Genomic DNA, 12,254 nt, shown 5'->3' on the forward strand with positions numbered 1-12,254 from the left:
TACTCGCCGGCCGCCATGGACATCGAGCCGGCGAGCAGGCCGGCCAGTCCGGCGGTGAGCAGGGCGCTGCGGCTCTCGGTGGCACCGGCCACGCCGACGACCAGTCCCGCGGTGGAGACGATGCCGTCGTTCGCGCCCAGGACGGCCGCGCGGAGCCAGTTCAGCCGGGAGCCGAGGGCGCCGCCGTGGGCCTCGTCGTGGGTCGGTTCCGTCACAGCAGGGAGGATCCCACCCCGCGGGCCACCGCCGCCGTACCGACGCTCCCCCGTCCGCCGCACCGCCGGCGCCGCGGAGGACGAGCGGCGCCCGAACTGCCGTACGCGTGCGGTGCCGAGCGCGGAAGGCGGCTCCGCCGTCGACGGCGGACGGTCCCGTCACCCTGGGGGCGGGTTGCCGGACCGGGACGGAACGCCGAACCGCGGCGGACCGCACCCCCGTGCGGAACGCCGGCACCCGGGCGGTGAAGCGGCGGCGGAGAGGCAGGGGTTGCCGGTACCGGCCCGGCCGCCGGGGCGCCACCGCGCGGGCCGCCGGACTCGCCGGCCCGTGTTCCTGAGTCCGCCCCAGGTCCCCGAGTCCGCCAAGTCCGCGCGCACGCGCGCGTGTGCGGTGACCGAGCAGGAGGGCGAGCCGGAGAGGCGCGACGGGGACCTGAGGGACCGCGCTGTCAGTCGTGGCCCGTATCCTCAGTGACCATGCTCGAAGACCGTGCGACCGCAGTGTCCTCCCCCACCCAGTGGCCGGCCGCGTATCCGAAGGGATACGCGGTCGTTGACGTGGAGACCACCGGCCTGGCCCGGGACGACCGGATCATCTCCGCGGCCGTCTACCGGCTGGACGCGCTCGGCGAGGTGGAGGACCACTGGTACACGCTGGTCAACCCCGAGCGGGATCCGGGACCGGTGTGGATACACGGGCTGACGAGCGAGGTGCTCGACGGCGCGCCGCTGTTCGGGGACATCGCCGAGGAGTTCGCCGCCCGTCTGGACGGCCGGGTGCTCGTCGCGCACAACGCCGTCTTCGACTGGCAGATGATCGCGCGGGAGTACGCGCGCGTGCGGCGCGAGGCGCCGGTGCGGCAGCGGCTGTGCACCATCGCGCTGTCGAAGGAGCTGGGGCTGCCGCTGCCCAACCACAAGCTGGAGTCGCTGGCGGCGCACTTCGGGGTCGTACAGCAGCGGGCGCACCACGCGCTGGACGACGCGCGCGTGCTGGCGGAGGCGTTCCGGCCCAGCCTCCGGGCCGCGGCGGCGAGCGGCGTACGGCTGCCGCTGCTGGAGTGCCGGCCGCTGACGGAGTGGTCGGACCGGCCGGTGCCCCGGCAGGCGACGGGGGGCTACGGCGGCTACCGGTCGAGCAGTTGGCGCCCCTCCCGCAAAAGGCCGGCATGCCCCTATCCCAACCCGGGGCGCTACGAAGAGGGCAAACGGCTCAAACAGGGCATGCGGGTGGCCTTCTCCGGCGACACGTCGACCGAGCGTGAGCTGCTGGAGGACCGCGCCGTCGAGGCCGGGCTGCACGTCGCCACCAGCATCTCCCGGCTGACCAGCCTGCTGGTGACCAACGACCCCGACTCGGGCACGTCGAAGACGGTCAAGGCCCGGCAGTACGGCACACCGATCGTGGACGAGGCCGCGTTCGGACAGCTGCTCGGGGACGTGGAGCCCGCCGACGCGTAGCCGCGCCGCGGTCGGCCGATCGTACGAATGGGTGATTACCCCACGACTCACCCGGCGTCCGCTCGCCGGGGGATCGGCGACGGCTCACCCTGTGGCGCATGGCGACATGCGAAGTGTGCGGCAACGACTACGGCATGACCTTCGAGGTGCACGCGCAGGGCGCGGTGCACGTCTTCGACTGCTTCTCCTGTGCGATCCATCGCATGGCCCCGATCTGCGAGCACTGCCGGGTGCAGATCATCGGCCAGGGCGTGGAGGTGGAGGGCCACTGGTACTGCGGCGCGCACTGCGCCCGCCAGGAGGGGAGGACCGGCATCGTCGACCGGGTGTGACCCGGTACCCGCCTGAATGCACCCCACGGCCCGGAGGTACCGTCGTGGGGTGCATCGTTACCGCTTCCTGTTGTCCCGCCAGTGGGTGATCCTCACGCTCGTCGCGATCGCGCTGATCCCGACGATGATCGAGCTGGGTTTCTGGCAGCAGCACCGGTACGAGGAGCGCACCGCCCGCAACGACCTGGTCTCCGCCGCGCTGCACGCCGAGCCGGTCCCGGTCGAGCGGCTGACCTCCCCCGGGCACGAGGTGACCCGCGCCGAGAAGTACCGCACGGTCACCGCGACCGGCACCTTCGACCCCGCCAGGGAGGTCGTGGTCCGGCGCCGGACGAACGCCGACGACGAGGTCGGCTTCCACGTCCTCACCCCCTTCGTCCTGGACGACGGCAAGGTGCTGCTCGTCAACCGCGGCTGGATCCCCGCGAACGGCTCGCAGACCGCCTTCCCGAAGATCCCCGCCCCGCCGGCCGGCCGGACCACCGTCACCGGGCGGCTGATGGCCGACGAGACGACCGCGGCGAGCGGCATCAAGAACGTCAAGGGCCTCCCCGACCGGCAGATCATGCTGATCAACAGCGCCGAGGAGGCACGGCGGCTCGGCGCCGAGGTGCTCGGCGGCTACATCCAGCAGACCGCGCCCGAGCCCAAGGGCGGCTCCCCGCAGCAGATCTCCGACCCGGGCAGCGAGGACGCCCCGCTGAACTACGCGTACATGATCCAGTGGTGGCTGTTCGCGGCGGCCGTCCCGGTCGGCTGGTGGTTCCTGGTCCGGCGGGAGGTCCGCGACCGGGAGGAGACCGCGGCGGAGCGGCAGCCGGAGGAGAGCGCACCGGCCGCCGTGTGACCGCCGGACCGGCCACGGTCCGGCCGCGCGGCCCCGGGACTTCCTCGGGGCCCCCGGGCGGCCCGAGGAAACGTCACTCCCCCGGCGCACCACCTGATTGGCCCCCTGGCCCGCCGGGAAACCGCATCCCGTGAACGCGCGCATCGAGGACTACGCCCTCATCGGGGACAAGCAGACCGCGGCCCTGGTCGGCAAGGACGGCTCGATCGACTGGCTGTGCCTGCCGCGCTTCGACTCCGGTTCCTGCTTCGCCCGGCTGCTGGGCGACGAGGACCACGGCCACTGGCGGATCGCGCCCAAGGGGGCGGACGTCTGCACCCGCCGCGCCTACCGGTCCGACACCCTCGTCCTCGACACCGAGTGGGAGACCGCCGACGGCGCGGTGCGCGTCACCGACCTGATGCCGCAGCGCGAGCGCGCCCCCGACGTCGTACGGATCGTGGAGGGGGTCAGCGGCCGGGTCACCGTCCGCAGCACGCTGCGGCTGCGCTTCGACTACGGCTCGATCACGCCCTGGGTGCGCCGCTCGGACGGCCACCGGGTGGCCGTCGCCGGGCCGGACTCCGCCTGGCTGCGCGCCGAGCCGGACGTGCCCACCTGGGGCGAGGACTACGGCACCCACGCGGAGTTCACCCTCACCGAGGGCGAGCGGGTCGCCTTCGTGCTCACCTGGCACCCCTCGCACGAGAAGCGCCCGCCGCTCATCGACCCGTACGAGGCACTGGAGAGCAGCGTCACCGACTGGCGGCGCTGGGCCCGCCGGTGCCGGTACGACGGCCCGTACCGGGACGCGGTCGTCCGCTCCCTCATCACCCTCAAGGCCCTCACCTACGCCCCGACCGGCGGGATCGTCGCCGCGGCCACCACCTCGCTGCCCGAGCAGCCGGGCGGCGTGCGCAACTGGGACTACCGGTACTGCTGGCTGCGCGACTCCACCCTCACCCTCGGCGCGCTGCTCTCCATGGGCTTCCAGGAGGAGGCCGAGGCCTGGCGCGACTGGCTGCTGCGCGCGGTCGCCGGCGACCCGGCCGACCTGCAGATCATGTACGGCGTCGCGGGTGAGCGGCGGCTGCCGGAGACCGAGCTGCCCTGGCTGCCCGGCTTCGCCGGCGCCTGCCCCGTACGCACCGGCAACGGCGCCGTCGACCAGCTCCAGCTGGACGTGTACGGCGAGGTGATGGACACCCTGTCGCTGGCCCGCGCCTCGGGCCTGCCCACGAAGCCGCACATGTGGGCCCTGCAGCGCTCGCTGATGGGGTTCCTGGAGACGGCGTGGCGGCAGCCGGACGAGGGGCTGTGGGAGGTGCGCGGCGGCCGGCGCCACTTCGTGCACTCCAAGGTGATGGTGTGGGTGGCCGCCGACCGGGCCGTCAAGACGCTGGAGCGGCACCCGGAGCTGCACGGCGACCTGGAGGGCTGGCGCGATCTGCGGGACGCGGTGCACCGGGAGGTGTGCGAGAAGGGCTTCGACCCGGAGCGGAACACCTTCACCCAGTACTACGGCTCCCGGGAGCTGGACGCCGCGCTGCTGCTGATCCCGCGCGTCGGCTTCCTGCCGCCGGACGACCCGCGGGTGGTCGGCACGGTCGACGCGATCCGCGACGACCTCGGCCACGGCGGTTTCCTGCGCCGCTACGACACCGAGGACTCGGTGGTCGACGGCCTGCCGAGCGGCGAGGGCGCCTTCCTGGCCTGCTCGTTCTGGCTGGCCGACGCCCTGTATCTGACCGGCCGGACGAAGGAGGCGCACGAGCTGTTCGACCGGCTGGTGGGCCTGTGCAACGACGTGGGCCTGCTGGCGGAGGAGTACGACCCCGTGAAGGGCTGCCAGCTGGGCAACTTCCCGCAGGCGTTCAGCCACATCGGCCTGGTGAACACCGCCCTCACCCTGTTCGGGGGCGACCGGGCAGGATAGGGGCCATGGATCTTGGACTGAAGGACAGGGTGTACGTCGTCACCGGGGCCACGCGCGGGCTCGGCAACGCGGCGGCGCGGGAACTGATCGCCGACGGGGCGAAGGTGGTCGTCACCGGCCGGGACGCGCAGCGGGTCGCCGACGCGGCGGCCGAGCTGGGCCCGAACGCGGTGGGCGTGGCCGTGGACAACGCCGACGCCGAGGCTCCCGAGCGGCTGATCGCCGCCGCCCGGGAGAACTTCGGCGGCTTCCACGGGATGCTGGTCAGCGTGGGCGGGCCGCCGCCCGGGTTCGTCGCCGACAACACCGACGAGCAGTGGCGGGCCGCGTTCGAGTCGGTGTTCCTCGGCGCGGTGCGGCTCGCTCGCGCGGCGGCGGCCGAGCTGGCGGAGGGCGGTGTCATCGGGTTCGTGCTGTCGGGTTCGGTGTACGAGCCGATCCCGGGGCTGACCGTGTCCAACGGGCTGCGGCCGGGGCTCGCCGGCTTCGCCAAGTCGCTCTCCGACGAGCTGGGGCCGCGCGGGATCCGGGTGGTGGGGGTGCTGCCGGGACGCATCGACACGGACCGCGTGCGCGAGCTGGACGCGCGCTCGGCCGACCCCGAGGCCACCCGGGCGGCCAGCGAGTCACGGATCCCGTTGCGCCGGTACGGGGCGCCCGAGGAGTTCGGGCGGGTGGCGGCGTTCCTGCTGTCGCCGGCGGCTTCCTACGTGACGGGGGTCATGGTGCCGGTGGACGGGGGCGCGCGGCACGGGTTCTAGGCGCCGGTCGCGGGCGTCACGTGACCCGCTCCGCGCGGTGCCGGACCTCTCCGAGCCGGACCTCCGCCGGCAGCGAGGCCAGTCCCGCCGACTCGCGCGCGTGGGTGAGCGCTCCGGTGGTGAAGGCGGTCAGGGCCTCGGCCGGGGCCGCGTTCGGGTCGAGCTGGAGCCAGGCGCGGACCGCCGGGGCCGTACGGCGGCCCCGCAGGGCGACGTGCGCCCGGGCCACGCCCGGCCGGCCGGTCGTCTCCGCCGCCAGGGCGCTCTCCAGGGCCCTGCCCCGCAGCTGTGCGCCCGCGCCGTCGCCGGTGTCGACCAGCAGCTCCGGCAGCCGGCGGCGGCGCAGGGCCGCCGTCAGCCACCACAGGGCAAGGACGACGAGGAGGGTCAGGGCGGCGATGACCGCCGGCCACCACCAGGCGGCGTCCCGCCAGCGGGTGCGTTCGGCCCTGCTGAGCAGGACGTCGTGCGGTCCGGTGTGGAGCCACCAGGACGGGGGCGGCGCGCCCAGGCCGACGGCCAGGACCGCGCCGCCGAGCGCGACCAGGAACAGGCCGGCGAGGGCCAGCAGGACCCGGTGGACACCGCCGCCGGTGCGCATCGCGCTCACCCCTTCCGCCCGGGTCGGGCCACCCGCACGGACAGTGCGGGCGGGTGGCTCAGGCCGAGGTCCCGGACCGCCTCGGTGAGCACGGTGTCCAGGTCGGCCCGTACCTCGTCCAGCTCCCGGAAGTGCGAGACCACCCGGACGTCGGCCTTCCGGCGGCGCATCCGCACCCGCGCCGCGCGGACCCCGGACACGTCCATGGCCCGGTCGCGCAGCAGCAGGGCCGCCGCGTCGCGGCGGAGCGCGGCCCGGACGTCGGGGTGCGGGCGCCGCATCGGCAGCAGGCCGCGCAGGCCGGGGGTGACCGCGAGGACGATCAGCCACAGGCCGAGGGCGGCGGCGAACGCCGCGCCGGCCAGGACCCAGGTGTCGTCCAGGGGCCGCTCGGCCAGCTGCCGGGCCAGGGCGCGGCGCCAGCTCATCGCGGGGTGCTGGGCGCGCACGGCCGCGATGTCGTAGAGCAGGAGGCCCGCGCCGACCGCGAGCAGGACGGCGACGAGGGCGGCGGGGATACGGCGCGGCGACCAGAACCGGCCGCTGCCCCTTTCGGCGGGCGGTGCGGTGCCGGGCGGCTCGGTGACCGCCGGGGCGCTGCGCGTCTCGTTCATCCGACCCTCCCCCGGCCCGTCTCCGTATGCAGCCGCTCGATCTGGACGGCGACCTGCGGCACCCGCAGGCCGGCCAACGCGTCGACCCGCTCGGTGACATGACGGCGTACGGCGGCGCAGCGGGCGCCGAGGTCACCGGGGTAGCCGAGTTCGACGTGGACGTGGACCCGGGCCGTCTCCTGCCGTACGTCGACCGTGGCCCGTGGCGCGGCGGCGGCCTCGGGCAGCGGGGCGAGGGCCTCGCGGGCTGCCTGCGCGGCGATCTTGGCCACGACCCGGTCGGCGATCCGGGTGGCGCCGCGCTCGCCCGGCGGCACGCGGGCCGGCGACGGGCGCGGCGTGCCGGTCTCGGCGCGCACCGGGGTCACCGGCCCCGTTCGCGCCGGCTGTCGCGGGTGCGGAAGAAGTCACCGGGTTCGAGGTCGCCGTCCGCGAACCGGCCGACGACGAAGCCGACGGCACCGAGCGCCGCCACCAGCAGGAAGGCTCCGAACCCGCCGAAGTACCCGGCGAATCCCAGCGCCATTCCGGCGATCAAGCCGACCATGGCCATGCTCATGCAGCGCTCCTCGGTGCGTCAGGCGTGCGGGGTCGGGGGGCCGGGTCTCACTGGATCCGGGGCTCCTCTTCCTCTTCTTCCTCCTCGGGCAGCTTGACGTCGCTGACCGCGATGTTGACCTCGACCACCTCGAGACCGGTCATGCGTTCCACGGCGGCGATCACGTTCTCCCGCACCGCGCGGGCGACATCGGCGATCGCGACGCCGTAGTCCACGACGATCTCCAGGTCGAGCGCGGTCTGCACCTCGCCGACCTCGGCCTTCACGCCGCGGGTCACCGACTTGCCGCCGCCCGGCACCCGGTCCCGTACGGCGCCGAAGGTGCGGGCCAGGCCGCTGCCCATGGCGTGGACGCCCACCACGTCCCGGGCGGCGAGCCCGGCGATCTTCTCCACGACACCGTCGGCGATGGTGGTGCGGCCCCGGTTCGCCGGGTCGCCGCCGCCGCGCCGGGTGGCCTTGCGGGTGGTGGACAGCTGCGGTTCGTGGCCGCCCTCAGGGGTGATCGTCGTATCGGTCATCGCCCTACGTCCCTTCGGTCGTCGTACCGCTCCGTTCGCCCTCCTCCCACCACGGTATGCGCGGTTGCCCGGCTGCGCGCCGTGGATACGGCAGGCTGGGGGAATGACGGCGGAACAGTGGACACGGATGGTGCGACAGCAGGTGGGGCTGGGCAGGCTGCTGCCGCTCGGCGAGGCGCCCGACGGCGCGTGGATCACGGAGGCGGCGGCCCGGGCGGTGCTGGCGGGCGCGGCGGCCGAGGGGGTGCCGGGGATGCGGCTGGGCGCGCTGCGGATCGCGCTCGCCGATCCGGAGGAGGTGCGCGAGCCCGTCGTACCGGCGCCGCCGAGCGCGCTGCCGCCGGGCCCGCTGCGGGTGACGGCGGACTTCGCGGTGAGCGCGGCCGAGCCGCTGCCGGCCGCGGCGTCCCGGCTGCGGCGGACGCTGGCGGGGGCGGCGGAGCGGCTCGGGCTGCTGGTGTCGGAGATCGACCTGCGGGTGACGGACCTGCTGGACGCGGACGCCGGGGCCGGGGTGCCGGTGAGCGCACCGCGGCCGCCGGCCGCGCGGGAGCCCGCGGACCCGGACGAGACCGCGGTGACGCGGGCGGCCCTCGCCGTCCCCGGGGTGGTCCGTCCGACGGGCTCGCTGGGCGGGCTGGGCCGGGCGGTGCACATCGAGGAGCGCGCCGGTGAGGCCGCGCTGCCGCGCCGTCACGTCCGCGTCGAGATCGCGACGGGCGCGGACCACCGGGCCGTGGACGTGGCCCGGCAGGTCCGCGCGGCGGTGGGCGACGCCCTGCCGGACCGGCCGACGGTGGCCGTGCTGATCACCGCGGTGGGCTGACCGCGGGGCTCATTCGCCGAGGCCGGCCAGGTCCCGCAGCCGCCGCGCCTGGGCGGCGCGCTCGGCCGCGCGCTGCTCGTCGTACGTGCGGTCCACCGCGCCGCGGAGCAACGCCTTGGTCTCCACGACCGCGTCGCGCGGCGCCGCCAGCAGGGCCGTCGCCAGGTCCCGCACGGCCGCGTCGAGTTCCGCTGCGGGCACGGCGAGGTTGGCCAGCCCGCTCGACACCGCTTCCTCGGCCCCGACGAACCGTCCGGTCGTGCAGATCTCCAGCGCACGGGCGTACCCGACGAGGCCGACCAGCGGGTGCGTGCCGGTGAGGTCGGGGACGAGGCCGAGGCTGGTCTCGCGCATGGCGAACTGCACGTCGTCGGCGACAACCCGCAGGTCGCAGCCGAGCGCGAGCTGGAAGCCGGCCCCGATGGCATGCCCCTGGACGGCGGCGATGGACACGATGTCGGTCCGCCGCCACCAGGTGAACGCCTCCTGGAACTCGGCGATGGTCGCGTCGAGCCCGGCGTCGTCACGGCGCGCGAGTTCAACGAAGGTCGGCTCGCCCGGAATCCCTTCCGGGGTGAACATCCGACGGTCCAGCCCGGCGGAGAAGGACTTGCCCTCGCCGCGCAGCACGACCACGCGGACGGAGCCCGGCAGCAGCCGCCCGGCCTCGGCCAGCGCCCGCCACAGAGCGGGGCTCTGTGCGTTGCGCTTGGCCGGGTTGGTCAGCGTCACCGTGGCGAGCGCGTCGTCGACGGTGAGCCGTACGCCGTCCTTGTCGAGTGCGGGAGCGAGGTCCTGCTCGGGCGAAGCCATGGGGCGCCTCCGATGGGTGCGGTCAGCTGAGCGAAGCTAAGTGACTGCACAGTAACCACCCGGTCGAGCGGTCCGCCGACCGGGTGGCCACCATCGAAGCCGATGGGCCGCCCGAGTCAGGCCGAAGCGGCCTTCTTACCCCGTGTCGCTCCGCCGCGCCCACGGAGCACGACACCCGACTCGGTGAGCATGCGGTGCACGAAGCCATACGAGCGGCCGGTCTCCTCGGCCAGCGCTCGGATGCTCGCACCGGCGTCGTACTTCTTCTTCAGGTCTGCCGCGAGCTTTTCGCGCGCGGAGCCGGTCACCCGGCTGCCCTTCTTCAGAGTCTCAACCACCCGTGCCTCCTCAAGGGAAGTGCGCTCTGGTCTTTCCTCATGATCACCCCTCTCGGGCGTGATGGCCACCCATTCGGCAAGGTCGGTGAGACATCGTTGTGACGACAGGAGTGGATCCCCACAAGCGGAGCAGGCAATTCCAGGGGGCGGGATCCGGAGACCTGTCCGAGCGGATGCGCGAAGTGCCAGGTCAGAGACGCGAACCGGCCGATCCCCGGGCTACCTGGGGATCGGCCGGAAAATCCGTGTACGACACACCTCGATACGAGGAGATCTCACACAGATGATGGATCACCGATGGGCCGAATGATCCATACGCAGTGGATCAGGCCTTCGGTCACGCCAGGGTGACGAGATCCGCGTAGTCGGAACCCCACAGGTCCTCGACGCCGTCCGGCAGCAGGATGATCCGCTCGGGCTGGAGCGCCTCGACGGCGCCCTCGTCATGGGTGACGAGGACGACCGCGCCCTTGTAGGTGCGCAGCGCGCCGAGGATCTCCTCGCGGCTGGCCGGGTCCAGGTTGTTGGTCGGCTCGTCCAGGAGCAGCACGTTCGCCGAGGACACGACCAGGGTGGCCAGCGCGAGCCGGGTCTTCTCGCCGCCGGAGAGCACGCCCGCCGGCTTGTCGACGTCGTCGCCGGAGAACAGGAACGAGCCGAGCACCTTGCGGACCTCGACCAGGTCCATGTCGGGGGCGGCCGAGCGCATGTTCTCCAGGACCGTGCGGTCCGGGTCCAGGGTCTCGTGCTCCTGCGCGTAGTAGCCGAGCTTGAGGCCGTGACCGGGGACGACCCGGCCGGTGTCCGGCGTCTCCACGCCCGCGAGCAGCCGCAGCAGGGTGGTCTTGCCGGCGCCGTTGAGGCCGAGGATGACCACCCGGGAGCCCTTGTCGATGGCGAGGTCGACGTCGGTGAAGATCTCCAGCGAGCCGTACGACTTCGACAGGCCCTCGGCGGTCAGCGGGGTCTTGCCGCAGGGCGCGGGCTCCGGGAAGCGGAGCTTGGCGACCTTGTCGGACATCCGGACCTCTTCGAGGCCGGACAGGAGCTTCTCGGCGCGGCGGGCCATGTTCTGCGCGGCGACCGTCTTGGTGGCCTTGGCGCGCATCTTGTCGGCCTGCGCGTTGAGCGCGGCGGCCTTCTTCTCGGCGTTGGCGCGCTCGCGCTTGCGGCGCTTCTCGTCGGCCTCGCGCTGCTGCTGGTACAGCTTCCAGCCCATGTTGTAGATGTCGATCACGGACCGGTTGGCGTCCAGGTAGAACACCTTGTTGACGACGGTCTCCACGAGATCGACGTCGTGGGAGATCACGATGAAGCCGCCGCGGTAGGTCTTCAGGTAGTCCCGCAGCCAGATGATCGAGTCCGCGTCGAGGTGGTTGGTCGGCTCGTCCAGCAGCAGGGTGTCCGCGTCGGAGAACAGGATCCGGGCCAGCTCGATACGGCGGCGCTGACCGCCGGAGAGCGTGTGCAGCGGCTGGCCGAGCACCCGGTCGGGCAGGTTCAGGGCGGCGGCGATGGTGGCGGCCTCGGCCTCGGCGGCGTACCCGCCCTTGGTGAGGAACTCCGTCTCCTGGCGCTCGTACTGCTTGAGCGCCTTCTCGCGGGTGGCCCCCTTGCCGTTGGCGATGCGCTCCTCGTTCTCGCGCATCTTGCGGATCAGTACGTCGAGGCCGCGCGCGGAGAGGATGCGGTCGCGGGCGAGGACGTCGAGGTCGCCGGTGCGGGGGTCCTGCGGGAGGTAGCCGACCTCACCGGAGCGGGTGATCTGGCCGGCGGCCGGGATGCCCTCGCCGGCCAGGCACTTGGTGAGGGTGGTCTTGCCGGCGCCGTTGCGGCCGACGAGGCCGATGCGGTCGCCCTTGGCGACGCGGAAGCTGGCGTTCTCGATGAGGACGCGCGCACCGGCGCGCAGCTCGATACCGGAGGCGGAGATCACGGACAGACTCCAGGGCGTACAGGGAGATTGGCGGGTGGGCGGCTGAGGACGTTCCCGCCGTCTAATGCGCGAGGAGAATGGCCATGGGAGAAGTCTAACGGGGCCGGGCAAGCGGTTTTTCTGCGTCCGTGCGCACGAGGTGCGGGCGGGGGAGATCGTTGCTCAGCGGGGTGCGGCCGGGCGCGATCCGGCCCAGGTGGTCCAGGGCCACGAGCTGGCCGGTCCACGCGGTGTCCGCGCAGGGCTGGGCGAGGAGCAGGGCCGCGCCCCGCCGTACGGCGTCCTCGGCCCGGAAGAAGCAGCCCTTCCGGGCGGGCAGCACCCAGCGCAGATCCCCGTCGGCGGTGCGGTAGGCGGTGACCCGGCGCGGGCTGATCACCGCCAGGATGCCGCGGCCGAGGGGGCGCAGGACGCCGGTGCCGCCCTGGGCGGGAAGCCACTCGGCCGCGTCGGGCAGGGCCCGGTGCCAGCGCACGGAGCGGCCGTCGGTGTCGGTGAGCAGCCCGTCGTCC

15 protein-coding genes and 1 pseudogene are annotated in these 12,254 nt (G+C 73.8%); 6 read left to right on the forward strand and 10 right to left on the reverse strand.

Annotation, left to right across the window (positions count from 1 at the left end; all coding sequences use genetic code 11):
* The coding region (locus CCN44_RS46655; RefSeq protein WP_414820529.1) for a VIT1/CCC1 transporter family protein at window positions 1–215 on the reverse strand (215 nt) is incomplete at its 3' end.
* 480 nt (window positions 216–695) lie between these two features.
* Here CCN44_RS46655 and CCN44_RS30695 point away from each other — a divergent pair.
* The 5 genes from CCN44_RS30695 (at window position 696) to CCN44_RS30715 (ending at window position 5,534) form a co-directional block, all read left to right on the forward strand.
* Window positions 696–1,679, forward strand: coding sequence for a DEDDh family exonuclease (locus tag CCN44_RS30695; RefSeq protein WP_059254885.1), 984 nt, complete (start codon window positions 696–698; stop codon window positions 1,677–1,679).
* Window positions 1,680–1,777: 98 nt separating this feature from the next.
* On the forward strand, window positions 1,778–2,011 hold the full coding sequence (locus CCN44_RS30700; RefSeq protein ID WP_059248576.1) for a hypothetical protein: 234 nt from the start codon (window positions 1,778–1,780) through the stop codon (window positions 2,009–2,011).
* Between the two features lie 16 nt (window positions 2,012–2,027).
* Window positions 2,028–2,858, forward strand: a complete 831-nt coding sequence (locus tag CCN44_RS30705) for an SURF1 family cytochrome oxidase biogenesis protein (protein ID WP_167404047.1) — start codon at window positions 2,028–2,030, stop codon at window positions 2,856–2,858.
* 130 nt (window positions 2,859–2,988) lie between these two features.
* Window positions 2,989–4,773: a glycoside hydrolase family 15 protein gene (locus CCN44_RS30710; RefSeq protein ID WP_059248578.1), complete on the forward strand. Its 1,785-nt coding sequence runs from the start codon at window positions 2,989–2,991 to the stop codon at window positions 4,771–4,773.
* A 5-nt stretch (window positions 4,774–4,778) separates the two neighbouring features.
* Window positions 4,779–5,534, forward strand: a complete 756-nt coding sequence (locus tag CCN44_RS30715; protein WP_086701254.1) for an SDR family oxidoreductase — start codon at window positions 4,779–4,781, stop codon at window positions 5,532–5,534.
* Window positions 5,535–5,550: 16 nt separating this feature from the next.
* On the opposite strand, the gene amaP is transcribed toward CCN44_RS30715, so the two are convergent.
* Genes amaP through CCN44_RS30740 form a run of 5 tightly spaced genes read right to left on the reverse strand, consistent with a single transcriptional unit; the run spans window position 5,551 to window position 7,829 of the window.
* The gene (gene amaP / locus CCN44_RS30720) at window positions 5,551–6,135 is read right to left on the reverse strand and encodes an alkaline shock response membrane anchor protein AmaP (protein WP_059248580.1); all 585 of its coding nucleotides are present in this window, start codon (window positions 6,133–6,135) and stop codon (window positions 5,551–5,553) included.
* A 5-nt stretch (window positions 6,136–6,140) separates the two neighbouring features.
* On the reverse strand, window positions 6,141–6,749 hold the full coding sequence (locus CCN44_RS30725; RefSeq protein ID WP_086701257.1) for a DUF6286 domain-containing protein: 609 nt from the start codon (window positions 6,747–6,749) through the stop codon (window positions 6,141–6,143).
* Window positions 6,746–7,117 (reverse strand): hypothetical protein, encoded by a 372-nt coding sequence (locus CCN44_RS30730; RefSeq protein WP_059248582.1) that lies wholly within the window; start codon window positions 7,115–7,117, stop codon window positions 6,746–6,748. The genes CCN44_RS30725 and CCN44_RS30730 overlap by 4 nt, the downstream gene beginning before the upstream one ends.
* Window positions 7,114–7,308, reverse strand: a complete 195-nt coding sequence (locus CCN44_RS30735; RefSeq protein WP_059248583.1) for a hypothetical protein — start codon at window positions 7,306–7,308, stop codon at window positions 7,114–7,116. Before CCN44_RS30735 ends, CCN44_RS30730 begins: the two co-directional genes overlap by 4 nt.
* A gap of 47 nt (window positions 7,309–7,355) precedes the next feature.
* Complete coding sequence (locus tag CCN44_RS30740; RefSeq protein WP_059248584.1) at window positions 7,356–7,829, reverse strand: Asp23/Gls24 family envelope stress response protein; 474 nt, start codon at window positions 7,827–7,829, stop codon at window positions 7,356–7,358.
* A gap of 103 nt (window positions 7,830–7,932) precedes the next feature.
* On the opposite strand from CCN44_RS30740, the gene CCN44_RS30745 reads away from it, so the two are divergent.
* Window positions 7,933–8,655 carry a hypothetical protein gene (locus CCN44_RS30745; RefSeq protein ID WP_059248585.1) on the forward strand — a complete coding sequence of 241 codons (723 nt, stop codon included), beginning with the start codon at window positions 7,933–7,935 and terminating at the stop codon, window positions 8,653–8,655.
* 9 nt (window positions 8,656–8,664) lie between these two features.
* Here the strand turns inward: CCN44_RS30745 and CCN44_RS30750 are convergent, their stop codons facing one another.
* From CCN44_RS30750 to CCN44_RS30765, 4 genes and pseudogenes are all read right to left on the reverse strand, one after another.
* Window positions 8,665–9,468 carry an enoyl-CoA hydratase/isomerase family protein gene (locus tag CCN44_RS30750; protein ID WP_086701260.1) on the reverse strand — a complete coding sequence of 268 codons (804 nt, stop codon included), beginning with the start codon at window positions 9,466–9,468 and terminating at the stop codon, window positions 8,665–8,667.
* Window positions 9,469–9,584: 116 nt separating this feature from the next.
* The gene (locus CCN44_RS30755; RefSeq protein ID WP_059248587.1) at window positions 9,585–9,806 is read right to left on the reverse strand and encodes a helix-turn-helix domain-containing protein; all 222 of its coding nucleotides are present in this window, start codon (window positions 9,804–9,806) and stop codon (window positions 9,585–9,587) included.
* A 337-nt stretch (window positions 9,807–10,143) separates the two neighbouring features.
* Window positions 10,144–11,742: a ribosomal protection-like ABC-F family protein gene (gene abc-f, locus CCN44_RS30760; RefSeq protein ID WP_059248588.1), complete on the reverse strand. Its 1,599-nt coding sequence runs from the start codon at window positions 11,740–11,742 to the stop codon at window positions 10,144–10,146.
* A 94-nt stretch (window positions 11,743–11,836) separates the two neighbouring features.
* A pseudogene (locus CCN44_RS30765) lies at window positions 11,837–12,254 on the reverse strand (hypothetical protein); the annotation flags it as partial.

The organism is Streptomyces tricolor (assembly GCF_002155905.1).
Classification (GTDB): domain Bacteria; phylum Actinomycetota; class Actinomycetes; order Streptomycetales; family Streptomycetaceae; genus Streptomyces; species Streptomyces tricolor.

Coding starts and splice junctions, on each gene's coding strand:
- CCN44_RS30695 (WP_059254885.1), top strand. CDS start 696: ATGCTCGAAGACCGTGCGACCGCAGTGTCCTCCCCCACCCAGTGGCCG.
- CCN44_RS30700 (WP_059248576.1), top strand. CDS start 1,778: ATGGCGACATGCGAAGTGTGCGGCAACGACTACGGCATGACCTTCGAG.
- CCN44_RS30705 (WP_167404047.1), top strand. CDS start 2,028: ATGCACCCCACGGCCCGGAGGTACCGTCGTGGGGTGCATCGTTACCGC.
- CCN44_RS30715 (WP_086701254.1), top strand. CDS start 4,779: ATGGATCTTGGACTGAAGGACAGGGTGTACGTCGTCACCGGGGCCACG.
- amaP (WP_059248580.1), bottom strand. CDS start 6,135: ATGCGCACCGGCGGCGGTGTCCACCGGGTCCTGCTGGCCCTCGCCGGC.
- CCN44_RS30725 (WP_086701257.1), bottom strand. CDS start 6,749: ATGAACGAGACGCGCAGCGCCCCGGCGGTCACCGAGCCGCCCGGCACC.
- CCN44_RS30735 (WP_059248583.1), bottom strand. CDS start 7,308: ATGAGCATGGCCATGGTCGGCTTGATCGCCGGAATGGCGCTGGGATTC.
- CCN44_RS30740 (WP_059248584.1), bottom strand. CDS start 7,829: ATGACCGATACGACGATCACCCCTGAGGGCGGCCACGAACCGCAGCTG.
- CCN44_RS30745 (WP_059248585.1), top strand. CDS start 7,933: ATGACGGCGGAACAGTGGACACGGATGGTGCGACAGCAGGTGGGGCTG.
- CCN44_RS30750 (WP_086701260.1), bottom strand. CDS start 9,468: ATGGCTTCGCCCGAGCAGGACCTCGCTCCCGCACTCGACAAGGACGGC.